Genomic DNA, 21,133 nt, shown 5'->3' on the forward strand with positions numbered 1-21,133 from the left:
CTGCGCGTCGCTGAGAACCAAGCGATCCTGAACGCTCAAGGCTGTCCTCCAAAAGACAGCCTTGAAGCACCGCTTACCCCGTCCGTGAACCCCAAGAGTCCACGCGGCCTAGCCCGACCTTCGGCAGGATCAAGGCCTGCGCGAAAGAATGGTCGGAGTGGCCGGACTTGAACCGACGACCCCCTGTCCCCCAGACAGGCTCTAAATGCTGAATATCAACGGCAATTCTGCAAAAGACCGAAATTTAGCCGCTAGGTTCATCAATGGGTTAGACGGGTTTCGCAAAGCGAATATCGCCCGTCTTGGCACCTGAGACATGGTCGCGCTGGCGGCCCTGAGTCCCACCGGTTAGGCTCGCCGGATGGCTGATTCCTCCCCACCGTCGGCGAACTGTTCAAGGCCAAGGCCGTCACCGACGAGCAGGTGAGCGCGGCCGTCCATGCCTTCCTCGCGGATACGGAGGCAAGCACCTTTCCAATCGCCGATGGCTATGTCGTTGATCTCGACGCTGCGGTTGCCGGACATTTCGGGGTCAGCCTTCTTGTCGCCGACGAGGAGGCGAGTGTGAACCAGAAGCGTGAGGCTGTCCGCACGGCGATCCTGCTGGCGCGGGCGCAGAAGGCGTGACGACTCCTGTGGAATACACCATCGAAAAGAGCGCCAACGGCTACTTCATCGTGAAGGTCGGCGAGGGCGTGGCCGGCTACGTGTCCGAGGACGTCGAGCATCCCGGGCTCTGGGTTATCGAGGATGCCGACGGGCACCTCATGGGCCGGCATCACGATCGAGAGAACGGCGCGGCGTTTCTGGCTACGTGGTTCGGCGCGGAAGTACAGAATTGGTCATGACCGAAGATGATCGCGCGGCCGCCGAGATGCGCAGCCTTCTCGGCTTCGCCCGCGGGCTCGGCCTGGATGAGGCGACTGTGCGGGAGATCTACGAGGCCGTCGGGCGAGAGGCCATGGTGACAGGCGCCAGCGACGACACCCGCATGGCCGAGGTGCGGAAGCGGATGCTCGCGGCGGTGTGTGAGGGCTGAAACAGTTGAGCCGGGCGCTTGTGGAAGCGGCCCGGCTCAGGTCACCATCGTTGGTGCGAATCAGACGATGGATAGCCTTACTCTATGAAGAAACCACCGAAGCGCAAGCCTCAGCAGTCTAAGCCCAGCCTGCAGCAACTAACAACTTCCACCAACCATAAGACGCCAACGCAATCGCCCACGGAAGCACTGAAAGCGCCGCCAGCAGAACGAGAAGCCAAATTAACCTTTGGATCCGTCTGGAAGGATTTTTGGTCATATGTAGGGCCATTAATCACCATTCTCGGGCTGATGAACTATTATTGGCCATCCATATCGATCGCATCCGGGGTAAACCTTGATCCGAAGCAGGATTTTCAGACGCAGTTTGTAGTTACAAATACGGGAAACGTTCCCGTCCATGGCGTTTCATTCGCCTGCGCCTTAGTTGGGCATCGGGTCAGCATCGGCAAACTAGTTGGAGGAGGAAACACCCTCTCCCCAATTGCTACCCTTACACCCGGAGAACCCGCATCGCGCGGCTGCTTTACAAAGAGCCTCAGCATAGACGGTCCGCTGCTAAAAGTGACAACATACTACCGTTGGCCGCTGATCGGCGCGATCGCGAGCAAGCACGCATATTTTTCGGCTCAACGAGGCACGGATGGCGTTTTCTTGGTGCCGGAGGCTGCGCCTTCGCCAGAGCCGCCAACTTTGCTACGGATTGGCGATAAGCCCGAGCAGTAGGCAGACGGTTGCCGAAACGAAAAACCCCGCCGCGGCTGAGCCGGGCGGGGTTGCGGACTAGCAATGTAGCGTCGCAGTATCGGTATACGGGATTGAAAAGCGTGATTCCGCGCTTTCTGCCTCAAGGGACACTTTCATGCCCCCAGAAATCATTATCGGCGATGCGGCAATCATTAGCTCCGGAGCGTTCTTCTTGCATTCGCTGGAAAAGATGGCGACAATCTCATTGGATGACGCCGCCTTCATAATCCATGTCTTCGATCCAGAGGCGGGCGAGTCCGCGCCACAGCTTAACGTCGATAGCAACACCGGCGCGCATGCTTTTATGCCTAAATCTTTCGCCATGATGCAGTTTGGGCCGGGAGGGAAATACGGCATCCGAGTGAAGGTCGATCATGCTTTCGAGCGTGGGAACGGGTTGTACTTGGTGCATTACTCCGTTCACCACAGCTACCCTCCCGCGGCTGCCTAACGACCGGAATAGAAATCCCTAATCCAGCGGCTCCAGGCTGAGCGCGATCTGTGGACAAAAAAGGCCCCGAGGCCGAAGCCCCGGGGCGGTATGTGGACAGATGTGGATAGCGGGGAGAGTCAGGAAGGCGAGCGCCCCGTGATCGCCTTGAGCATCGTCTGGCGCGTCTCCTTCATCTCGTCGCGGACCGAGGAAACAAGGTCGTCGATGCGTCGCTCGAGACGGGTAATGACGTCGCCAGTCACGTAGGTTCGGGCGACCTCGATCTTGAAGGCGTTGAGCTTCTCGTCGAGCTGCCGGATCTCGATCTTTGCCGCCGCCATGTCGATGGTGAGCGGGGACACCGCGTCCTTCGTGCCGGCACGCAGCTTGCCGATGACCCAATCTGCCCCCTTGCCGAGGGCGAACAGGAACGCGGCGAGCGCCACGACCTGCGCCCAGGTGATCGGGCCGGGCGAGAGGAACGAGGTGTCCATGGGATCAGGCCTTCAGCAGGCGAGCGGCGCCGGCGCGGGCCAGCGTCGTGAGCGGCGAGGAGACAAAGAAGGCCGTTAGGATGGTGGCCTCGATCGCCACGTACTCGGTCGGCAGCGGCTCGATGGGCCAGCCGAGGGCGAAGGTCTTCGAGAGGCAGATCGCCCCGAAGTGGACGGCCGGCGGAATGCCGATGCCGTAGATCAGCCCCTTGAAGGCAGGTGCGATCGCCGCCTTCGCTTGGTTGGCCGCGATTTCGGCCTGGACGACCTGCACTGCGACGTCGCGCTGCGCGTTCTGGCCGTTCTCGATCCCCTTGAGGATCGGGGCCAGCACCGAGTTGCCGAACACCTTGATCAGGCCGGAGCCGACGGCGCCGAGGGCGGAGCCGATCGGGTTCGAGAGCCAGCCGAGGAGGTTCATCGGGGCGGCTCCCGCGCCGGCATCGCCGCGAGCTTCGTCGCGTAGGCGCGGGCCGCGAGCCGGGCGACGGCCAGGAACGCGGCCACCTTCGTGCCGGGCAGCCAATCCGGCAGCAGCGGCGCCAGATCGACGCCGGGCAGTGCATCGAGGACGTCGGGCAGAGCCATGAAGGCGGCCAGCAGGTAGACGCGCCAGCCGGCGGCCGCACGCCAGCAGCGGCGCAGGCCGAGGCGGGCCCGCGCGAGGAGGGGACGGGGCGCCATGGTCAGGCCTTCCGGAACGAGGTGTGGATCAGGTCGTAGAGCCCGGCGAGGCCGGAGCGGACGGCGCCGCCGGTCGCCTGGACCCCGGAACGAAGAAGCCCGCCGGTGGGGGCGGGCTGGACGGGGTCGTTAATTTTCGCAGCCACGATCGTGGGGGCAGAAATTAGCGTGGGACTTGGAAGAGAGCCAAGCTCCGTGCCCGCCGCCGTCATCGGCGCCAGTGGGTCGGGCGCCGGCTCGCCCATGCCGGGCGACCAGGGCGTGTCCTTGATCTTCGACCACTTGGCGAAGGCGGCCGCGAGCTTGGTGTGGTAGCCGTGCTTGGCGTAGCCGGCCCCGTTGTAGCCGCGGGCGAACCCGGCCCAATCGTGCCGGCGCAGCTCGTCGTCAAGACCGTTGGTGACGATGAAGCGGACCATCGCCGCGAGGTGCTCGGCCTCGCCGCCGTTGCAGAATGCCAGCACCATTGCCTGCGGGGTCGCGTAGCCCGCGGCCTTGTGGTTCTCGCCGAGGATCTGGCCCAGCCCCCAAGAGGAGGCCTTCAGCGCGGCCGTCTCGTTGATCGCCATCGCTTGCATCAGGCGCGGATAGCTATCAGTCGGGTAGGCACCGGGCTTCCAGGACGCGTAGGCGAGGCCGAGCGAGGCCGCCCGCGTCCGCTCGGCGCCCGAGAGGTTGCGCCAGAACACGTGCGGCTCGAACAGCATCTTCGGCCGCTTGAGCCGATCGAAGCCGCTGCCAGAGGCCTCCACGTCCATCACGGCGTGGATCTCGTCCTCGCCGACGCCGATGGTGTGACCGATCCGGGGGAGGTCGTAGTCCGTGAGCCGGGCGGCGGCGCAGATGAAGCCGGCGGCGCGCAGGCGCGTGAAGGCGCCCGCGTCTGGGGACGAGGTCATGATCGGCTCCAGGTCAGAGAAGGGGGACGCGCGCCCGGGCGAGTCCGCTGTGCGTGGTGCCGACCGCGGGCCGCGCCGAGCAAGAGGTCGATCAGGCGGCCGAGGCGCGGGTGGGGGCGGCGGTCGTTGACCCGCACATCGACGTGGCGGCCGGTGGCCACATCCGAGACCCGGACGGCGGTGCCGTGCAGCAGCGTCTTATGAGCGGCGCCCAGGGCCCGGGCACGACCGGCTTGCCGTCGGCACGGCGAGAGCCGGATTTTTGGCCGTAGAACGATGCGGTCTGGTCCAGTTGGCACGAGCCGGTGTCATGCTCAGCACGAGGCACGCGAAAGCGGGCCGCACCGCGAGGCGTTGCAGGGGCATGGTGGGTCCGGTTGTCGGAGGGAGGAGGCTCGGGCCGGGTGGCGGGATGCCCTCAATGGCGGCGGCCACGCACAGCGTGTGGTTGACACGATTGGCCGGGCTCAAATAAGCACGACGTCTTACTCTCCAGTCGCTCAGCTTCATCACACAAGGCCGGCAAATGATGTCTGCGGATGGCTTGTCTTCGACGCTAAATGGCAGTGTTTTAGCTGAGTTTACCGACGAGTTCGGCAATGTATTAGGTCGGATGACACCAGAAAGCCTCTCCGTGGTATCTTCCGACAACCCGGCCGACTATGTTGAAGTCGATTTTCTTCTTCGCTCCGTCCTGGCCTGCGGCGGGCGGTACAGAATGATCTCACTCGGTGCATCGCCGGGTGAGTGGACCATCCGTGCCGACAGAGCTTGCGCCAAGAGGTGGCCCGATTGTGATTACCTATCCCTAAGTGTCGAAGCAGATCCTGTGCATCTGCGCATCATGTACGACTACTTCATCAACAATTCTGTCGATGAGAAACGCAACGTGATGGTCTACGGAGCAGTTGGCCCGAAAGACGGTTTCTCCTACCTCCCCATCGTTGCGCAAAACAATTGGGGGGCAGGTGTCGTTGCATTCTCTGATGAGAAAGCAGGATCAGCCAACATTGACGTGCCGGAGCATAAGAAGGTCGGCCATCTCAGCGACACCAATCGTACAGAGTTGACCTATCGTTGCGTTATGACATTTGGGCTTGATAGCCTGATAGAGAGGGTTGGCCTCACCGACTTTCTGCACGTCGACATTCAGCACAATGAGATCGACGTGCTGCCTCCTCACATCGAAATGCTCGGGCGATCGGTCAAGGTTTGCTGCATATCCGTTCATTCGTCAGAGATTACGAAGCAACTTAAAGCAGCGTTCGACAACGGGGAGTGGAGGCTGGCGCGAGACATTCCGGGGCACTTCATCCAAGGTCCGCACGGCGAAGAAAATCACAAAGACGGAGTGCTGATCTTTATCAATAACAGTCTGTGCCGCGGGGATGGCGCTATCTTCGATTAGCGCCATCCCACCTCCGCAATCACTGAGAAGTCAGCTGCGCGCAGGACGTTGTCGCGCCAATGATAAAGCACAGTTTGTTGGCCTGCCCGTCGACGTACATGGGGGCCATTCCGCTGACCGGCGATGTCTTCGTTGTTGGTTGGCCGTTGGTGAGCGGGATGGATGGAACGTCTGCGGTTGAGGTCGCTGCCGGCTTGCCAAGCCCAACTGCGCCGCCGTTCGGATTGACCAAGCACGGCAGCGTGAGCGAACCTGGGGAGGCGCACTGCATCCAACCGCTCGTATTTGTCTGGGAGCCAAGGAAAATTCCGGTGTCCGAAGTCGCGCCGGTTCCCGACGAAATCTGGACTGTTGCGCCCCCTGCACTTGCCTGGGATGGCTGGCGAGAAGGGCCGACGATCGTCACAAGATTGCCCGGCGCGTTCGTGCCGACACCGAAGTTAGCCCCATTGAAGGCGTAGGGCGCCCCCCTTGCAATGACGGTCTGGTCCGATCCCGTTGCCCCGTTCGACAGGGCGCCGGTCACGTTGCCGGTGAGGTCGACGTTTACGATGCCGAAGCGATTGCCGGAGCCCGGCGCAACCTCGATCCCGTATTTCTGCCGGTTCGTTGCGGTAAACCCGGTGCCAGCGCCTGACCGTCCGCCAGTGATCGACCAGTTTGAAACCCCGGCCGCGACGTAGATACCGGAATAGGTGTTGTTCGCGAACAGGCCATTAAAGCCGATCTGCGGATTGCTGATGTCGATGTAGGCGCCACCCTCGACGCGGATACCCTCGCCGCCGTTGTTGAAGGAGCGCGGCCCGTTGAACGAGACGGAGCGAACCGACGCCGCCGTACCTTGGACGAGTGCACCTGCCTTGCCGGTGGTCTGTCCGTTCGTCGCAGACCAAAGATCGGAGAACTGGCTGTCGACGACGACGCCCGTCCCAGTCGGAGCGATCTTGAGCCCCTCCTCGACGCTGGTGTCGAGGTAGGTCCCTCGCGCGTAGAGAGCGAAGACCTTCTGCCCATTCCCCGGCGAGACCAGCAAGGCGTTCTTGTTGGTGAGCAGATCGCCACCATTCAGCTGAACGCCGCCGGTCGACGCAATCTCGATGCCGGCGCGGGTTTGATCGGAGATTATGGGCTCGTTGATGAAGATGTCTGCTGGGCCACCGTCGGCATTCCCGAAGCCAACACGGATGCCGACGTAACCTGCGGCCGGAACCATGATGCGGTCGACGTGGATCTTGAAGGCGTTCGGACCGCTGTAGATGTCGACGCAGACATAGGGGTTCACGTCACAGGTGACGTCGGCGACCTTGGCATTGAAGGTGCCCCGCAGCGCAACCGCAGCGCCCGAGGTGCGGGTGATCGAGGACCGGAAGGTGACGTTGCGGACACCGCTATTCTGGTTTGTCGTCGTGCCATCGCCAAAAGCAAACACGTCTCCATTGAAGTTCGAGGTGATGATGGCCGCGCTCCGGCCCTCGCCTTCGACGGAAACGTTGCTGTTGAACTGATGCTTGGCGGTGATCGTGTACCCTGCGGTCGAGAACGGCAGCAGGATACGCCCTCCGCCCGCCCCAAGCTTGGCCTCGGCAAGCCCTAGCGCGGCGGTGATATCCGTTGAGCCCAGCGGCATGAAGTCAGTGATGTAGACCGTGCGGCCGAGGAGCGCGGACAGGGTGTTTGCGGTGGTTGTCGCCGAAGGCGTCACGCTCATGCCATCGACTGGCCCGGACGAGCCCGGCCCCTGGATCTGTAGGCTGTCCGGCGTGATGACGGTCTTGTTGCCCTCGCGCTTGCCGAGCTTCAGTGCGTTGCCGAAGGTGATGTCGCCGTTCGAGCGGATCTCGCCGGGCGGGAGGGCGCGGGTCTGGGCCAGGGCTGGAGAGGCCAGAGCCACAACCGTAACGAGGGCGGCAAGGAAGCGCTTCATCACAGGCGAATCCACAGGTTGGAGGCGCCGCGGCGAAAGCGGACGGCCTGATAGGGACTGGAAAGGACGATGGTGGCGGCGCCCTCGGGGCCGCCGATTACGTCACCGGTGCTGGGACCGGGCTTGATGGTAATCGTCAGCACGTCGGAACAGGCGCCGCTCTCATCAGCGATGACCAGATCTTGCCCCAGCGGGAACAGATCCACATCCGGCAGAGAGATGGTGCGAGGACTTGTGAGCGGCTTGAGGCCGACCTGCACGTCCGACGACAAGCATTGGTAATCGGCATCTTCGACCAGGGTATGGCCGCCTTTTGCCAAGGGTATACCACCCGGCGTGAAACCGTCATGGAAGCGAAGCGTGTCGACACCGACGACCAGCTCGCGAGGTGGCCCGGTATAGGCCGCTACGGCAGCTTGGTTCGGAAGATCACTTGCGCCGATACCGGCGACCTGGCGAGGCTGGCGAGGCATCACGCGTTCCAGTCATTGGTTGGATCGAATTCGGATTCAAAGTTGAAGTCGAAGATCACGCGGCCGACCTGCGCGGCGTAGGCGGCAGCGTTGGCGGCGAAAATCGCGGCTTCAGACGCGCGTTGGGTCGCTGCAGCACGCTCCGCGGCGGCGATGTCGCGAGCGGCTTCGGACGCCGCCTTAGCTCCAGTCGAGGCGGCGGCCTGGCTCGCGGCGGCCTGCGCCTGCTGCTTGGCAAGGGTGACCTGCTCCGCTCCCGCCTGCACAACCAACGGGACCTGCGCGGCAGCCTGCTCGGCCGCAGCCTGCGCTTCTACGGTGGTCTGCGCGGCGCTCGCCTTGATCGCGAGCCCAGTCGACCAATCGCCGAAGCTGTCGGAGAGCTTGGCATAGAGCGTCCATTCCGGACCGGTCGGCAGATCTGAGATCGCAAGGAAGGTTGTGCCTTGGGGGGCCTTATCGTGCGCGCCGCGCTGCCCCAAGGTGCCGGTGAAGTCGGGCGTGACGCCGGTGGTGCCCGGTCCGCCGAGCTGCGTACCGAGCCAGATGCCGCGCGTGCCGTCGTAAACCACACGCTGGAGCGAGTCCTTCTGGATCACGCCATCGGCGAGCGGACTGCCGTTGGCGTCGCGCCACTGCGCTCGCGGGCTGCCGTCAACGCTGAGCGTCGGCCCGTTGGGGCCGGTCCGATCCATGCGCAGGAGCAGCGACAGGCCATCGAACAGGCGGATCTTTCCCTCCGGACTGGAGACGATGAAATCTGGGCCAGTGCCAGAGGTCACCAGGACGACGTCGCTCAGCGAGACGATGGTCGAGGTGTTGTTGCGCTCGATGCGAATGCCGGGGCCACCCCGTACATCAAGCGGGGCGGAAGGCATGGATAGGGCGGGAATCATGGAGGCTCCGGAACGATCAGCGGAGTTCGACCGGCTCGCTGAAGATCAGCGCCGTCTCGGGGCCGACGGTCGTCAGGACCCGCACATCGTAGAGGCCGGGCGGGACGCAGGCGGACCAGCCGGTGGGGAACAGCGCCTCGACGATGCCGGGGTTCGAGACGAAGAGCGTCCCGGCCGAAGCCGAGGCTGTCAGAAGCGGCAGATGGTCGTGGCCAGTGCAACGACCGTCGCGTCGCACGACATGAAGCGCCACATCGGAGGCTGCCGAGAAGTCGATCAGTCCCGCTTCGGAGAGGTCGAGCCGTCCATCAGAGGAGCCCGTGCGCAGCACGAGACGAAGCCGCCACTGCCCGCAGCGCGGGACGGCGCCCAGAGTGTTGAGGAACGCCATGCTCAGAGCTTCAGGTAGAAGGTGCCGAGCCGAATCGGCGGGAGGTTCGACACTGACTGGCCGCCGCTGGGGTTCGCGTGCGAGACGGTGAATTCCCGGGGGCCTGGCGGGGTGGTGTCGGCGTTCTTCACCCCTCGCAGCAGATCCGGGATGGTTGTCGACGCGCCAGCATCGCCGAAGGCAATGGGCTGGACCTTGTCCGGGGCGACATACTGATGAGCCGGGTAATCGACGGTCACCTTCCCATCGGGCAGGGCCGTCGGCAGGTTCCTCGTCGAGAGCGTCGAGAGCGCGTCGCCGCCGATCTGGCCCGGAGTTTGGACGTCACCGAAGAACGAGAAGCGCGCTAGGACTGCGCCGGTCGAGCCGGCCGCTGCAGGCTGTGAGAGCGTGATGGCGTTGCCGTTGATGTCCGCGATCGTCGTACCGGCCGAGATGCCGGGCGCGATCACGGACATGCCAACGGCCAAGCGGTTGCCGCTGAAGGCGGTCGCACTGGTCGAGCCGGCGGTCAGGTTGAGGACCGTGCTCGTTTGAAGCCGGTTCGCCGGACCCGTCCCCATGTCGTCGAGGCCGCCCGGCAAGAGGCCCTGCATCGTCAGGATGCTGATGACCTTGCCGGCGGCGAAATCGTCGCCAGCCGATGCGCCGCGGCCGCCGACCACGGGAGCCATGCTGTCGGGGAAGTTCAGCCAGAGATAGAGGTAGAGGTTCCGCGTGTCCTCGTGTCCCCGCTCGGACGCGCCGGACTGCCCGTTGCCGATCGTGCCCTGGTTCATCCGCACCCAACCCGGCTGCACCGAGTTGTCGAGGCGCCACTTCACGTCGCCAGTTCGGGCGCGGGCTGTCGGATCGTCGGGCCCGTCGGGATCAGTCGGCTCCGTTGGCGGGATCGGCTCACCGAGCCCATCGTCGCTCCACAGCAGTCCCGCCGACAGCGAGTAGACCTGCTCGCGGTAGAGGCCTTCCGGCAGGTAGACGCGCGGGAACCGGCCTGCTGCGTCCGGAGCGATCTCGGCGGGATGCGGCTGCGTCCGACTCGGATCTGCGTACACCGCGAGCGGCGTGTTGGATCCGGACTGGAAGAAGCTCGCACGCACATCGAGACGCGGGCGCCCGTTCAGGTCGAGCACCTGCTGCCGCGAGAGCGGCCAGAAGATTGTCATGGGGGCATCCGAAACGACGAAGCCCCGCACGGGGGCGGGGCTCAGTCAGGGCCGGCGCGTAGAGCGCGGCACGGTGATCAATTCGCGGGTTTTGCCTCAGGGGTCAAGGGCGAAGACTGGCGGAGCCGCGCGGCCGTGCTACCGTGCGCTATGCCCTCCGCCCGGTCGAACACCCTATGGTGCCTCGCGCAAGCCGCGTTCATCGCGGCGCTCACCTACGGCATGTCCGTGCCACCCGAAGGCAACCCGGCGCCGATCAATCCGGCGCAGGTCCTCGTCAGCTTCGGCGTCTCGGTCATCATGGCGGCCTTCTTCACCGCCCTGGCCACGCGGCTATGGGACCGCGCGCACCTTAAGCTGAAGAGCCTCGCGGGCGTCGCGGTCCCCGCTGCCAGAGCCACGGGCGCCCAGCATCACGAGCCGGTTCAAGAGCGAGATCGTATCGGCGCCGGGCTTGGCGTTCGCGAGATCCGCAAGACGCCGTCCTCCCTCTGGCGTGGTCAGCAGCGCGGCTAACCGCTCGACGTTCCGACCGGCCTGCCAGTTCTCGATGCCCTGCGCGATCCGCTTCGGCAGGTTGAGGCCCCCCGTTGCGAGCGCCTTGTTTGCCTCACCGCCGAGGCTGCCCTTGCGCAGGTCCGCCAGCGCCTCGTTGTTGAACGAGGTCCGCGAGCCGACGCCCTGGCGCGTGCCGGTGGCCTCAAAGATGTCGAGCAGGCGCGAGAAGCCGGCCGCGAGCCGCTCGCCATCCGGCAGCGCTCGGATCGCGGCGAAGATGTTCTCGCCGGCCAGATCGTTGCCCCGGATGCTGGCCGCGAACTTGGCCCCGCCGGCCTGATTGGCCCCGCTCTGGAGATCCTTCGTCTTCGCCGCGAACTCGGTCCCGAGATAGGTGCGGACGAGCTCGCGCGCGGCCAGCGGATTGCTGCGCGAGATCGCGCCGACGGCGGTCCCGACGTCGGCCGCCGAGCCCTCGACGGGCTTGGTCGGGAACAGCGCCTCGATCGCGTTCTTCACGTCCGGTCGTTGCGCGATGCGGCCCAGCGGCGAGCGCTCCACGGCCTCGCGGCCCTGGTGGGCGAGGGCGAGGCGCTGGAGCCGACCGCGCGCCTCCGGCAACAGGGCGAGGAGGTCCTCGTTTTGGCGCATCGCAGCACGGATGCGTTCGGCCGTAGCGCCGCCCTGTCCGCTCACCCCGTCAAGAATGCGCGTCACCTCGCGCGCCTCGAACGCGTTGCGCGCCGCGGGCGTGGCGTTGGCCAGGAACTCGCGGGCCGCCGTGGCGCCCTCCAGGTGGGACGGCACCTGCTCAGTCGGAGTGGCCATCCGCCGGGTTAGCGGGTCGCGCTGCGTCACCCTGCCGAGAGGGGCGTTGCCGGCGAACGGCTCCAGCGGGCGGCTGTTGGCGGCGAAGTTCGCATCCGCCGTCGCCACCTCTGGCGCGGCCTTGAGCTGCTCGTCGAGCGTGGAGCGCACGGACTGGAGGTCGCGCACCTTCGTGCCATCACCATCCGCCTGCGCTCGATTAATCCGCTGGTCGAGCCGTTCGCGGGCATGCAGAAGCCCCTCGATCGACAGGTCGGTCTCACGGACGCCCGACACCGGATCGGCGCCGTACTCCATGAAGTCGCGGCGCACCTGCTCCAGCTCGGTCCAGACGTCACCCTTGGCCGTGCGCGCCTGCCGGTCGAGCGCGTCGAGAGCGGACTGCGGGTTCACCTGGCCGAACCGGGGGGCGGAGATCTCCTCGGTCACCGTGGTCGGCACCATGCGCGAGGACGGGCCGCTCGCGGGCTCCTTCGAGGCCATCACGACGCGCTCATAGGCCGACAGCGGATCGGTCTCATCGCCCCGCATCAGCGCCGCGGCCGCTCGGTCGAGCGTACCCTTGTCGACCGTCTTCGGATCGACACCGGCTTCGGTGAGGGCCCGGCGAATGTCGGTCGTCGCTTGGCTGGCGGAGGCCTGGAACTCGTCGCGCATGGCGCCGAACCCGGACCGGTCGTCATGGCCCAGCCAATCCCACGGATAGGTGCGCCGGCCGCGGGCTTCCTGCTCCAGGAGGCCGATCAGCTCGTCGTGGATGTTGCGCGCCATGCCGCCGTCGCGGTCGGGCGGCAGATAGCCCTCCTCGATCAGCCGCTCGCGCCAGAAATTGTCGATTCCCTTGCCGTTCTCCTGAACGAGGTTCGAGACGCCCGGCTGCCGGAACCGGTCGAGCCCGGCCGCCTTCACGTCTCCACGCTCGAGGCCGATGCCGCCGTTCTCCGCGATGAAGCGGGCGAGAGACTTCGTGCCTGGCTCTAACGGCGGCGCATCGGGCCGCTTCGGCGCCATCGAGCCGATGGTGTCCGGACCCTGCGGCGGTGGGTCGTAGCGCAGCGGGCCGCCGGCGCCGTTGTCGAGCGTCTGAAGCATCGGCTCGCCGGGACGCTCCACCTCAACGGTGCGCTCGATCCCGATCCGCTCCGGTGCGGCGCGGGCGGCGGCATAGTCGCGGGCCGCCTGTTCGGAACGTGCCGTCTCGCGGGCATCGGCGACACCGCGCATCTCGCGCTGGATCACCTGTCCGGCCTGATCGGGGGACACGCGCGAGCCGGCCGCCTGCGTCGCGCGAATGACCCCCTGTCCCTCGGGCGTCGCGGCCACCGCATTGCGCGCGGCGGCCTGGACCGCCTCACCGGTGCGGGCGGAAGAGGGCAAAGCCGGCGCGATCGCGTCGAGTCCTGCCTGTCCGGCCGCGTTGATCTGGCCGGGGCGGGCAGCGAAGAACTCGGCGAGGCCGCCCTGTCCTTCGACAACGCGCTGGAGGTCGCCAAGGCGGCGCGGGCCAACGACCTGCTGCAGCGCCTCCGCCCAGGTCAGCGAGACGCCGCGCGCCGCCGCATCGTCCACCAGCGAGCGAACGGCCGTCACCTCGTCGGCCGAGATCTTGCCCGCACCCGCATCGAACAGGCGCTCGGCCGTGCCGGGACGGCGCGCGAAGGCCTGTGCGGCGCCACCGGCCACGCCGCCGACGAGGCGCGCCACCGGCTCGGCCGCGGTGCCCTTCATGACTTGGCCGGCCGTCTCCGAGGCAGCCGCCGGCACCAGGGCGTTGCGGACCGCCGTCGCGACGGTCTTCCCGGCGCCGGGCACGAACTCGGCGACCGTGCGCGCATACTCGCCCGCCGTGGTCTGGGGCTCGTAGAGCTTGCCCGCCGCGGCTTCGAGCGCGCCGATCGCTGTCTGACCCGGCATCGGAAGCTCTGACGGCGAGGGGAGCCCGCCCTTCACCGCAGCGCGGGCCGCAGCGGCTTCAGCCTCCGGCAGCGGCTCCTTACCCGCCAGCGCGCGCGCGCCCTTGGCCACCTTGTCGGTGAGGTAGCCGATACCGGTCTCGGCGAGGCCGAGCACGGTCTGCGGCAGGTCCGGGAGGCTTGCGGCGCCGCGGATGATGCCGGCGCCCGCCGACTGGACGACGTCGCCGACCACCGAGGGGGCTTCCGCCGCGGGCTTCCTGCCGTCGGAGGACGAGGGGCCGGACGCCTTCGGCGCATACTTCGCGAAGGGATTCCCGTCGGCCGCCGGCGCGTCGCTCGGCGCCTCGGCAGGCTTGCGGGCGTATTTCTCGAACGGGTTCTCGCTCAACGTTTGCTCTCCCGTTCGGATCAGGGGCCGACGAGCACGTCGTCGAGCGTGGTCTTCTGCGTGCGGCGTCCGGCAGGGCCGATGACGCGCGCCGCCGCGCCCTCACCGAACACCGCGTCGAACTGTGCACGGGTTTGGGGCGTGTCGGGAAGCGCCCGCAGGTCGCGAACCGCGTCCATGGGGATGCTAACCGGGCCTTGATTGGCCTTCGCCCCGGCCTCGCCGGTCTTACCGCTCGGCGGCGGCTTGCGACCGAGCTTCGGCCCCACGAGGCGATCCGGAAGGGCGACGACGCGGCCCTCGTCGAGGCCTTGCCCCTTGGCGAGATCGCGGTAGCGGACGCCGGTCTGCTCGGCCTGCTGATAAGCCTGCCCGTAGAGCCGCCCAGCCGTGTCGACGAAGTCCTGGCGCTGGCCGTCGGTCAGGAACTCGCCCTGGATCGCCTTGTTGTAGGCGTTTCGCACCCGATCCGGGATGCCGGCCGCGTTCTGAGCCGTCGCGTACTCGCCCTCGCGCACGACCGAGCCGGGGTCCAGCATCTTCATGTAACCGAAGATCAGGGCGATGTCCGACGCGGGCGAGACGCTGTTCGGGTTGGCCTCGCGCTGCTCCGTCGCCGCGATCAGGCGACGGTAGCCATCCTGCACATCGGTGAAGGTGCCGAGCTGCTTCGTGAACTCGCCGCGCAGCCTCGCCTCGCCTTCGTTGGACTTGTCGCGATCCGGGGCCGTGAACAACGGCTTGCCGTCCGGGCTCACCAGCGAGGCGCCGGGTGCGACCGTAACCGGTTTCGCACTCTCACGGTCGGGCGCCTGATAGATCACTTGGCCACCAGGTCCCACCAAGGCGCTGCCGGGCGAGACCGTGGTCGGCTTCTCCTGCGCCGCGTAGACCACTTCGCCCGTCGTCGCGTCCACGAGAGTGTTGCCGACGGTCGCGGTGTTCCGCTTGGCCTGCCCGATGGGGAGGATCTGGCCGTTGCGGGTGTTCACCCAGGCGCTCTGCCCGTTCACCTCCTTCAGATCCCAGCCGTTGTCGCTGCCCTTGAGCAGCTGCCCGAAGATCTGCCCGGCCATCGCGCGGGTCTGCGGGTTCCGCCACGCGGCGTTGAGCGCGGTCTGAAGCTCCGGCGTCATGCGGGTGGCGCCGGCGCCCGGGAAGCCCGAGAAGGACTGTGACGGGGCCGCGGCCGGAATGCCCCCCTGCGGGACCATGAAGCCGGCCGGCTGTGCACCCGCAGCGGGGATGTTCGCGGCGTCGGGTTCGGCCGAGGCGACCTGCGCCGGGGGCGCGGCGGGCGCCGGAGTGCTACCGCCGCCGCGCCGTCCGCCCATCCAGGCGTAGACCTCGCCCGCGGTCTTCGGCGAGCCGTCCTTGTTGAAGAACACGGTGCGGTTGGCTCCGGCCACCTTCGGGCCGACCAGGGAGGCGGCCGGCGCGTCGGGATTGCTGAGCGCGCTCGGGATGAACGAGGTCGCGCCGCCAGCCCCGAGGAAGTGCGCACCGTAGAGGTTCTGCGGGTTGATCGGGATGCCGGCGGCGGTGAGGGCCCGCGCGTTGTCGCGCGTGAAGGCCTGCATCGCCCGCTCCTGCTGCGCGGGATCGGTACGGCCGTTCGGCGTCAGGCCGAGGTCGGGATACTGTTTCGCGAGCCCGGCCCAGGTGCCCTCGGTGAACTGGTAGCGTCCGAGCGCGGTGCTGTTCCGATTGGCCGCCAGATCGTTGCCGCCGCTCTCCTTCGCCCGGGTCGTGGCGAGGTAATCGCCCATGCCGCCGCCGGTGGCTGCGAACGTCGGAGCCGCCGCGACCGGACCGGGCTGGACCGGCGCGCCAGCCGGGCCAGCGCCGGGCACAGCCGGCACCGCCGCCGCCCCGCCGCCCTTGTAGGCGTTCATCAGGTTGGAGATCAGCGTCGGCGCCTCCTCCTCCTGCGCCTGCTTGCGGGCGTCCGCGTAGGCGCTCCCGAAGGCGTCACCCAGGCCCGACACCATCTGGAAGACGGTCGCACCGTTCATCGCGTCACCCAAAGATCGAGAAGGCAGAGGAGAAGTTGCTGCCGACGTTGCTCAGCGCAGCCGGGTTGCCGGCGAGCCCGCCGATTCCCTTCGCGAGGAGGTTGGCGCCGCCCATCAGGGCGCCGAAGCGGCTCTCGGCCGCCTGCTGCCCGGCCATGAGACCCTGCTGCCCGATCTGTGCGAGCCCCCTCGCCGTGTCGGTCGAGATCCCGGCCTTCGCCACGCCGGTCTGGACGCCGACATTGCCGAGCCCGGTCTCCGCGCCAGCCTGGCCCGAGACGGCGGTCGCCCGCTTCGTGTCGAGGTTCGCGAGGTTGGCGAGCCAGTTGTTGAAGTCCTGGCTGGCGAGGCCGGAGGCGAACTTCATCGCGTCCGTGTCGGCGCCGCCGGAGGCCAGGGTGCCGTTGACGGCCCGAGCGCGCGAGAGCGCCTGGAGCCCCTGATCCATGTTGAAGGTGTAACCGGCGCCGGTGGTGTAGGCCGAGCGCGCCGCGGTGGAGGCGTCGGCGCCGTTCACGCCGAGGGCGTCCTGATAGAGCTTGGCCCCGCCACGGTACTCGTCGGCGAGGTTGCCGAAGAGGCCCGAGGCCTTGCCGTACTGCTCCTTGGCGAAGCCGAGCCCTTGGTCGAGCGCGTCCTTCGCCTCGTTCTCGCCCTGCTGGAGCTGCTGCGCGCCCCAGATCGCCGCCTGACGCCCGGCTTTGCCCGAGAAGATGCTGGCCACGGATCAATCCTCCAGAGCGGCGATGCGGGCCTCAAGCTCCGCCGTGTAGGCGAGCAGAGCCGCGAAGAAGAGGACCCACTCGCGCGGCAGCGGCAGCGAGGCGGCGTTCGGAAAGGTGGGCTTGGTGCTCATTCGGTGCGGGCCTCGACCGCCATCGCCCCTCCAAGCAGGGCGCAATAAACCGGGTCGGAGACGTCCACGCGCCATGTCCGACCCTGCACGCCGGTCAGACCGGTGCGCAGCACGTTGACCCGCGTCCGTGTCCGCCCCATCGAGCCGAGCTTGCGCGTCAGCGGGTTCGACCAAGTCGCGCCGCCGTCGTCGGACCACGAGATCCCGACGACGGGATCGGTCTGGGTGACATCGCCCGTCGGCAGTCCCCGCCCGACCACGAAATCGAAGTCGGCGCGGGGGATCGCGAGACGCTGCGGAAATGCCTCGCCGGGCAGGGACTCGACGCGCATCCGCAGCGGCAACCCGGCATCGGTGAAGGCGGCCTCCGACACCTCGAGGAGCGAGTTGCTGCGGCGGTCGCCGACGAGCCAGCGCCCGAAGGCCTTCACGCCCTGCGTCGCGCGCCAGCGGGTGTTCTGATGCCCGACGCGCTCGTGCCAGAGGCCGGTGGTCAGATCGAAGACCCAGGTCCGGCCCGGCAGCGAGAGCGCCCAGAAGGCATGTCCCGCAACCATGAACACCGAGGCCTCGATCTCCTCACGGTTCACCCGGGCGGCGGCGGCGACATCTCGCTCGACGTCGTGGGTCGAGATCCGCTCCGGGCTGTAGCCATTCAGCCGGTAGACGACGGAATCGTCCCCGACCCAGATCAGGGTGTTCGACCAGCCTTCCTCGTGGCCCGCCACCGCCCACGGCCCGATCAGGCCGCGTGGAATGCCGGTCAGACGGGCGAGGGGGAAGCCGTTGTTCTGCGCCGGCCCGCCGTAAACGCCGATCTCCGACGGGCCGAACAGGAACAACTCGGACCGGAAGCCGATCGCGCGCATCAGGCCGGCGGAGCGGCCTTGCTCCTTCGTCCGGTCGAGCGTGTTGAAGCTCGTGCCGTTGAGGGCCGAGGCGTAGCAGGTGCCGTCGCCGCAGGTGAAGAAGAAGAACCCGAACAGGAACTCGACGGAGTTCGGGGCCGGTAGCGCTGTCGGGATCGGCAGCGGAGACGCCGAGCGGCCGGCCGAGATCTCGAACGCCCCATACTCGGTAACCGCAACCACCTGCGGGACCGGCGAGCGGTTGTTCTTCGCCATGGTGACCCTCGCGGAGCCCGGCAGGTCGCCTGCGTCCCGGCTCACGCCGGAAGCGTCGATCGAAACGAGCCGGCCGCGCATGGCGGCGAGGAGCCGGGCGCCGGCCACGCGAGCGCCGCGAAGACCCGGGTGTCCTGTATCGGCGAAGGGGACGAGCCCCGGCGCCCGCCGGATCACCGAAGGCGCCCGTCCGCCCTGCCCGATCTCTTCAACGTAGGCGTTGATAAGCCGGCCCGCGCCCTCTTCAGGCGACAGCCCGGGACGCGACGACAGCGGCCACGCGATGTCCGGCATCAGACGATCCAGCCACCGCGGCGCCGACCGCCCCAGAAGCGCTCCAGGCGCATCGCGGGACGGACGTCGTAGACGAAGGATTGGTAGCGGAGGATGTGCTCCTGCTCCGGCACGGCTGCCATGAGCATCGCGATGCGAGCCGGCGGCACCTCGGCGAACGAGGTCGCGCAATCGGCCGCAAGCAGGCGCGCGAAGGCGCCCTGCAATTCGGTGGAGAGCTGCGACAGGTCGGTGACGCCGCAGATGTCGCGCCCGCGCAGTTCCATGAACTTCGGCTGGAGACGGGCTCCGACGACGGCGCGATCCTTGGCCGAGGCCGTCTGTCCGGCCGACACGATGCCGAGATGTTCGAGCGCGACCTGCACCGGGTCGAAGACACCCGAGACCGCGACACCGGTATCGAGTTGGCGGGCGAGCGCTTTCAGGGAGATTTCCGCCTTCGCTGCCTCTCCCGCGAGGAGGGTGCGGGTCGCAGCATCTTTCCCGAAGGCCTGCGAACAGGCCGAGGTCAGGATCACCGACAGGTGGATCAGCACACCCGGATCAGCGGCCTCGATCGACGCGAGATTGACGATTTCGCGGAGCCGCAGGTCGCCGAGCATCGGCGCGATGCGGGCGCTCACCACGGCCCGATCCTTGGCCGAACCGGTGTAGCCAGCCATCACCACGCTGAGGTTTTCGAGCACCGCCTGCACCACGTCGAAGGTGCCGCCGGTGGCAACGCCGCCGTCGAACTGCCGGCCGATGACCCGAAGGGCCGCTTCCGCCTGTGCCGCGGCGGCCTGGAACGGAAGCAGCGCCTCGCCAATGACTTTGAACGGCAACGCACAGGCGAGCGCCAGGATCGCGGCGAGGTGGAGTTGGGTCGAGGCATCAGCCGCAGCGATCGACGGCAGGGCAATGATTTCGCGTTGGCGAAGGTCAGCGAGCATGGGATCGACGCGAGCCGAGACCACGGCGCGGTCCTTCGCGGATGCGGTTTGCCCGGCCTCGACGACCCCAAGCGCTTCGAGGACGGACTGCACCAGGTCAAAGGAGCCCACCGTTCCCGTGCCGGCATCGAGTTGACGGGCGGACGCGCGAAGGGCGGCTTCGGCCCGTATCTCCTCCGCTTTCAGGCCGCCGAGAAGTGGATCGCCGACGCCGAATAGGAGGGCGCAGCGGGCGGCGAGGATTGCGGCGAGGAAGTGCTTGGTCGAGGGGTCCGCCGCATCGACGGAGGGCAGATCGATGACGTGGCGCGCGCGCAGGTCAGCCAGCAGCGGGCCGAACCGAGCGGACACGACCGCGACGTCCTTCGATGTGGCCGTCTGGCCGCCGCCGACCACGCCGAGCAGTTCGAGCACCGACTGCGCAACGCTGAAGGTGCCTGACGTGCCGACGCCCGTATCGAACTGGCGCTGCATCACCCGGAGCGCCACCTCGGCGCCGGTGGCCACGTCTCCAAGACGGTCACCGACCGCCGGATCCACGTTGAAGCTGCCGGCGCAACTGCCCGCAAGGATATTAGCGAGATGGCGGAGCTGGGCCGGGTCAGCCTGAGAAAGGTCCGTCAGGGCCGTGATCTCGCGCGCGCGAAGATCCGCCAGCATGGGCGCAATGCGGGCCGACACGACGCCGCGGTCCTGCGCAGACGGGTCCTGCCCGATCGTGACGACGCCCAGCTTTTCCAGAACGTCGCGCACGACGTCGAAGGCGGCCGTCGCAGCCGTGGCACTGAACTGGCGCGATAGCAACTTCAGCGAGGCTTCGGCCTCGGCCGCCGCGCCGGTCAGCACCTCGGCCTTGTTGCCGGTGATCCCGAATGGGACCCGGCAGGCCGAGGCGATGATATCCGCGACGTGGAGGAAGACGGCCGGATCAAGCGCATCGGCATTCAGCCCGACGAAGATCTCCCGCTTGGCGAGCTCGGCGAGCTTCGGGTCGATCCGGATATCGACGGCCGCGCGATCTTCGATCGACGCCTCCTGGCCAGCCGCCAGGACGCCCACGTTCTGGAGGACGAGGGTGATCAGGTCCTGGCGGGTGTAGGCCATGGGCGGAGCGCCTTACTTGCCCTTGGCGGCGGTGGCCGGCTTCGGAGCTGTCGCGGCTTCGAGATCCGCCTGCGCCTTGGCGAGGTCGGCGGTCAGCGCCTCGACCGCGGCCTTGGCGGCATCGCGCTCGGCGGCGTTCACGCGACCGTCCTCGTGTGCCTTGGCCAGGGAGTCGCGCAGGTCGGCCATCGCCTTGGCGGCCTCGTCGAGCGCCTTCTCGGCCGCCTCGATCTCAGCGACGAGAGCGGCGTTCTCGGTCATGCCGGCTTCGATCACGCCCTTGAGGCGGTCGATCTCGGCGAGGGCGTTCGCCAGCTCGTCGGCATCGACCGCAACGGCCTCGCCCTCGACGCGGAAGCCGGACACCGCATCGGCGACGGCCGGCACGTAGGCGCGGCCCTGAAGGGCGGCGGACAGCGCGTCGGCGGTGGCGAGCGCGGGATCGGTGATGCAGGCCGGGGAGTCGTGCCAGCCGTCGGGCAGTCCCTCGCCGGGCGCGAGGTCGAAGATCTGGCCGGAGCCGTCGGGCTTGTAGCCCCAGGTCGGATTGGTGGTGCTCATGAACGCCTCGTGTGGGTCTCGGGGCGCTCACGGGCCCCAGAACGACGAAGGGCCCCACGAGGG

General features: G+C 67.4%; 22 protein-coding genes. 6 read left to right on the plus strand and 16 right to left on the minus strand.

Annotation, left to right across the window (positions count from 1 at the left end):
• Nucleotides 1–423: 423 nt before the first annotated feature.
• The 5 genes from MFF24_RS14770 to MFF24_RS14790 all read left to right on the plus strand — a co-directional run bounded on the left by MFF24_RS14770 (nucleotide 424) and on the right by MFF24_RS14790 (nucleotide 2,237).
• Entirely contained in the window at nucleotides 424–627 is a 204-nt protein-coding gene (locus MFF24_RS14770; RefSeq protein WP_373322695.1) for a hypothetical protein, read from the plus strand.
• A complete protein-coding gene (locus tag MFF24_RS14775; protein ID WP_238225188.1) occupies nucleotides 624–848 on the plus strand; it encodes a hypothetical protein in 225 nt (74 codons plus the stop codon). The genes MFF24_RS14770 and MFF24_RS14775 overlap by 4 nt, the downstream gene beginning before the upstream one ends.
• Nucleotides 845–1,039: a hypothetical protein gene (locus MFF24_RS14780; protein ID WP_238225189.1), complete on the plus strand. Its 195-nt coding sequence runs from the start codon at nucleotides 845–847 to the stop codon at nucleotides 1,037–1,039. Before MFF24_RS14775 ends, MFF24_RS14780 begins: the two co-directional genes overlap by 4 nt.
• Nucleotides 1,040–1,123: 84 nt before the next feature.
• Nucleotides 1,124–1,765, plus strand: a complete 642-nt coding sequence (locus MFF24_RS14785) for a hypothetical protein (RefSeq protein ID WP_238225190.1) — start codon at nucleotides 1,124–1,126, stop codon at nucleotides 1,763–1,765.
• Between the two features lie 136 nt (nucleotides 1,766–1,901).
• Entirely contained in the window at nucleotides 1,902–2,237 is a 336-nt protein-coding gene (locus MFF24_RS14790) for a hypothetical protein (protein ID WP_238225191.1), read from the plus strand.
• Between the two features lie 119 nt (nucleotides 2,238–2,356).
• Here MFF24_RS14790 and MFF24_RS14795 read toward each other — a convergent pair whose 3' ends face one another.
• Genes MFF24_RS14795 through MFF24_RS14810 form a run of 4 tightly spaced genes read right to left on the minus strand, consistent with a single transcriptional unit; the run spans nucleotide 2,357 to nucleotide 4,296 of the window.
• Entirely contained in the window at nucleotides 2,357–2,713 is a 357-nt protein-coding gene (locus MFF24_RS14795) for a hypothetical protein (protein ID WP_238225192.1), read from the minus strand.
• Between the two features lie 4 nt (nucleotides 2,714–2,717).
• A complete protein-coding gene (locus MFF24_RS14800; protein ID WP_238225193.1) occupies nucleotides 2,718–3,134 on the minus strand; it encodes a hypothetical protein in 417 nt (138 codons plus the stop codon).
• Complete coding sequence (locus MFF24_RS14805; RefSeq protein ID WP_238225194.1) at nucleotides 3,131–3,397, minus strand: hypothetical protein; 267 nt, start codon at nucleotides 3,395–3,397, stop codon at nucleotides 3,131–3,133. The genes MFF24_RS14800 and MFF24_RS14805 overlap by 4 nt, the downstream gene beginning before the upstream one ends.
• A gap of 2 nt (nucleotides 3,398–3,399) precedes the next feature.
• Entirely contained in the window at nucleotides 3,400–4,296 is an 897-nt protein-coding gene (locus tag MFF24_RS14810; protein ID WP_238225196.1) for an N-acetylmuramidase family protein, read from the minus strand.
• 526 nt (nucleotides 4,297–4,822) lie between these two features.
• On the opposite strand from MFF24_RS14810, the gene MFF24_RS14815 reads away from it, so the two are divergent.
• On the plus strand, nucleotides 4,823–5,704 hold the full coding sequence (locus tag MFF24_RS14815; protein WP_238225198.1) for a class I SAM-dependent methyltransferase: 882 nt from the start codon (nucleotides 4,823–4,825) through the stop codon (nucleotides 5,702–5,704).
• A gap of 19 nt (nucleotides 5,705–5,723) precedes the next feature.
• Here the strand turns inward: MFF24_RS14815 and MFF24_RS14820 are convergent, their stop codons facing one another.
• The 12 genes from MFF24_RS14820 to MFF24_RS14870 all read right to left on the minus strand — a co-directional run bounded on the left by MFF24_RS14820 (nucleotide 5,724) and on the right by MFF24_RS14870 (nucleotide 21,070).
• Nucleotides 5,724–7,628: a hypothetical protein gene (locus tag MFF24_RS14820; protein WP_238225200.1), complete on the minus strand. Its 1,905-nt coding sequence runs from the start codon at nucleotides 7,626–7,628 to the stop codon at nucleotides 5,724–5,726.
• Nucleotides 7,628–8,101 carry a hypothetical protein gene (locus tag MFF24_RS14825; RefSeq protein ID WP_238225202.1) on the minus strand — a complete coding sequence of 158 codons (474 nt, stop codon included), beginning with the start codon at nucleotides 8,099–8,101 and terminating at the stop codon, nucleotides 7,628–7,630. The genes MFF24_RS14820 and MFF24_RS14825 overlap by 1 nt, the downstream gene beginning before the upstream one ends.
• Entirely contained in the window at nucleotides 8,101–8,997 is an 897-nt protein-coding gene (locus MFF24_RS14830) for a hypothetical protein (protein WP_238225203.1), read from the minus strand. The genes MFF24_RS14825 and MFF24_RS14830 overlap by 1 nt, the downstream gene beginning before the upstream one ends.
• Before the next feature lie 16 nt (nucleotides 8,998–9,013).
• Nucleotides 9,014–9,388 carry a hypothetical protein gene (locus tag MFF24_RS14835; protein WP_238225205.1) on the minus strand — a complete coding sequence of 125 codons (375 nt, stop codon included), beginning with the start codon at nucleotides 9,386–9,388 and terminating at the stop codon, nucleotides 9,014–9,016.
• A 2-nt stretch (nucleotides 9,389–9,390) separates the two neighbouring features.
• Nucleotides 9,391–10,554 carry a hypothetical protein gene (locus MFF24_RS14840; protein ID WP_238225207.1) on the minus strand — a complete coding sequence of 388 codons (1,164 nt, stop codon included), beginning with the start codon at nucleotides 10,552–10,554 and terminating at the stop codon, nucleotides 9,391–9,393.
• Nucleotides 10,555–10,887: 333 nt separating this feature from the next.
• Complete coding sequence (locus MFF24_RS14845) at nucleotides 10,888–14,184, minus strand: hypothetical protein (protein WP_238225208.1); 3,297 nt, start codon at nucleotides 14,182–14,184, stop codon at nucleotides 10,888–10,890.
• Nucleotides 14,185–14,204: 20 nt separating this feature from the next.
• Nucleotides 14,205–16,199: a lysozyme family protein gene (locus MFF24_RS14850; protein ID WP_238225209.1), complete on the minus strand. Its 1,995-nt coding sequence runs from the start codon at nucleotides 16,197–16,199 to the stop codon at nucleotides 14,205–14,207.
• Nucleotides 16,200–16,203: 4 nt separating this feature from the next.
• Nucleotides 16,204–16,923, minus strand: coding sequence for a hypothetical protein (locus MFF24_RS14855; protein ID WP_238225210.1), 720 nt, complete (start codon nucleotides 16,921–16,923; stop codon nucleotides 16,204–16,206).
• A gap of 3 nt (nucleotides 16,924–16,926) precedes the next feature.
• A complete protein-coding gene (locus MFF24_RS28845) occupies nucleotides 16,927–17,055 on the minus strand; it encodes a hypothetical protein (protein WP_283214508.1) in 129 nt (42 codons plus the stop codon).
• Nucleotides 17,052–18,473, minus strand: a complete 1,422-nt coding sequence (locus MFF24_RS14860) for a packaged DNA stabilization protein (RefSeq protein ID WP_238225211.1) — start codon at nucleotides 18,471–18,473, stop codon at nucleotides 17,052–17,054. Before MFF24_RS14860 ends, MFF24_RS28845 begins: the two co-directional genes overlap by 4 nt.
• Nucleotides 18,473–20,509 carry a hypothetical protein gene (locus MFF24_RS14865; RefSeq protein WP_238225212.1) on the minus strand — a complete coding sequence of 679 codons (2,037 nt, stop codon included), beginning with the start codon at nucleotides 20,507–20,509 and terminating at the stop codon, nucleotides 18,473–18,475. The genes MFF24_RS14860 and MFF24_RS14865 overlap by 1 nt, the downstream gene beginning before the upstream one ends.
• A gap of 12 nt (nucleotides 20,510–20,521) precedes the next feature.
• Entirely contained in the window at nucleotides 20,522–21,070 is a 549-nt protein-coding gene (locus MFF24_RS14870) for an SPFH domain-containing protein (RefSeq protein WP_238225213.1), read from the minus strand.
• Nucleotides 21,071–21,133 lie beyond the last annotated feature (63 nt).

Source organism: Methylorubrum aminovorans, from assembly GCF_022179725.1.
Classification (GTDB): Bacteria; Pseudomonadota; Alphaproteobacteria; order Rhizobiales; family Beijerinckiaceae; genus Methylobacterium; species Methylobacterium aminovorans.

Bases quoted from the DNA above. Each gene is read 5' to 3' on its own strand.
- MFF24_RS14810 (WP_238225196.1), bottom strand. From the start codon at position 4,296: ATGACCTCGTCCCCAGACGCGGGCGCCTTCACGCGCCTGCGCGCCGCC.
- MFF24_RS14800 (WP_238225193.1), bottom strand. From the start codon at position 3,134: ATGAACCTCCTCGGCTGGCTCTCGAACCCGATCGGCTCCGCCCTCGGC.
- MFF24_RS14840 (WP_238225207.1), bottom strand. From the start codon at position 10,554: ATGACAATCTTCTGGCCGCTCTCGCGGCAGCAGGTGCTCGACCTGAAC.
- MFF24_RS14805 (WP_238225194.1), bottom strand. From the start codon at position 3,397: ATGGCGCCCCGTCCCCTCCTCGCGCGGGCCCGCCTCGGCCTGCGCCGC.
- MFF24_RS14865 (WP_238225212.1), bottom strand. From the start codon at position 20,509: ATGGCCTACACCCGCCAGGACCTGATCACCCTCGTCCTCCAGAACGTG.
- MFF24_RS14835 (WP_238225205.1), bottom strand. From the start codon at position 9,388: ATGGCGTTCCTCAACACTCTGGGCGCCGTCCCGCGCTGCGGGCAGTGG.
- MFF24_RS14860 (WP_238225211.1), bottom strand. From the start codon at position 18,473: ATGCCGGACATCGCGTGGCCGCTGTCGTCGCGTCCCGGGCTGTCGCCT.
- MFF24_RS14790 (WP_238225191.1), top strand. From the start codon at position 1,902: ATGCCCCCAGAAATCATTATCGGCGATGCGGCAATCATTAGCTCCGGA.
- MFF24_RS14785 (WP_238225190.1), top strand. From the start codon at position 1,124: ATGAAGAAACCACCGAAGCGCAAGCCTCAGCAGTCTAAGCCCAGCCTG.
- MFF24_RS14870 (WP_238225213.1), bottom strand. From the start codon at position 21,070: ATGAGCACCACCAATCCGACCTGGGGCTACAAGCCCGACGGCTCCGGC.
- MFF24_RS14815 (WP_238225198.1), top strand. From the start codon at position 4,823: ATGATGTCTGCGGATGGCTTGTCTTCGACGCTAAATGGCAGTGTTTTA.
- MFF24_RS14820 (WP_238225200.1), bottom strand. From the start codon at position 7,628: ATGAAGCGCTTCCTTGCCGCCCTCGTTACGGTTGTGGCTCTGGCCTCT.
- MFF24_RS14795 (WP_238225192.1), bottom strand. From the start codon at position 2,713: ATGGACACCTCGTTCCTCTCGCCCGGCCCGATCACCTGGGCGCAGGTC.
- MFF24_RS14825 (WP_238225202.1), bottom strand. From the start codon at position 8,101: ATGCCTCGCCAGCCTCGCCAGGTCGCCGGTATCGGCGCAAGTGATCTT.
- MFF24_RS14830 (WP_238225203.1), bottom strand. From the start codon at position 8,997: ATGATTCCCGCCCTATCCATGCCTTCCGCCCCGCTTGATGTACGGGGT.
- MFF24_RS14780 (WP_238225189.1), top strand. From the start codon at position 845: ATGACCGAAGATGATCGCGCGGCCGCCGAGATGCGCAGCCTTCTCGGC.
- MFF24_RS14850 (WP_238225209.1), bottom strand. From the start codon at position 16,199: ATGAACGGTGCGACCGTCTTCCAGATGGTGTCGGGCCTGGGTGACGCC.
- MFF24_RS28845 (WP_283214508.1), bottom strand. From the start codon at position 17,055: ATGAGCACCAAGCCCACCTTTCCGAACGCCGCCTCGCTGCCGCTGCCG.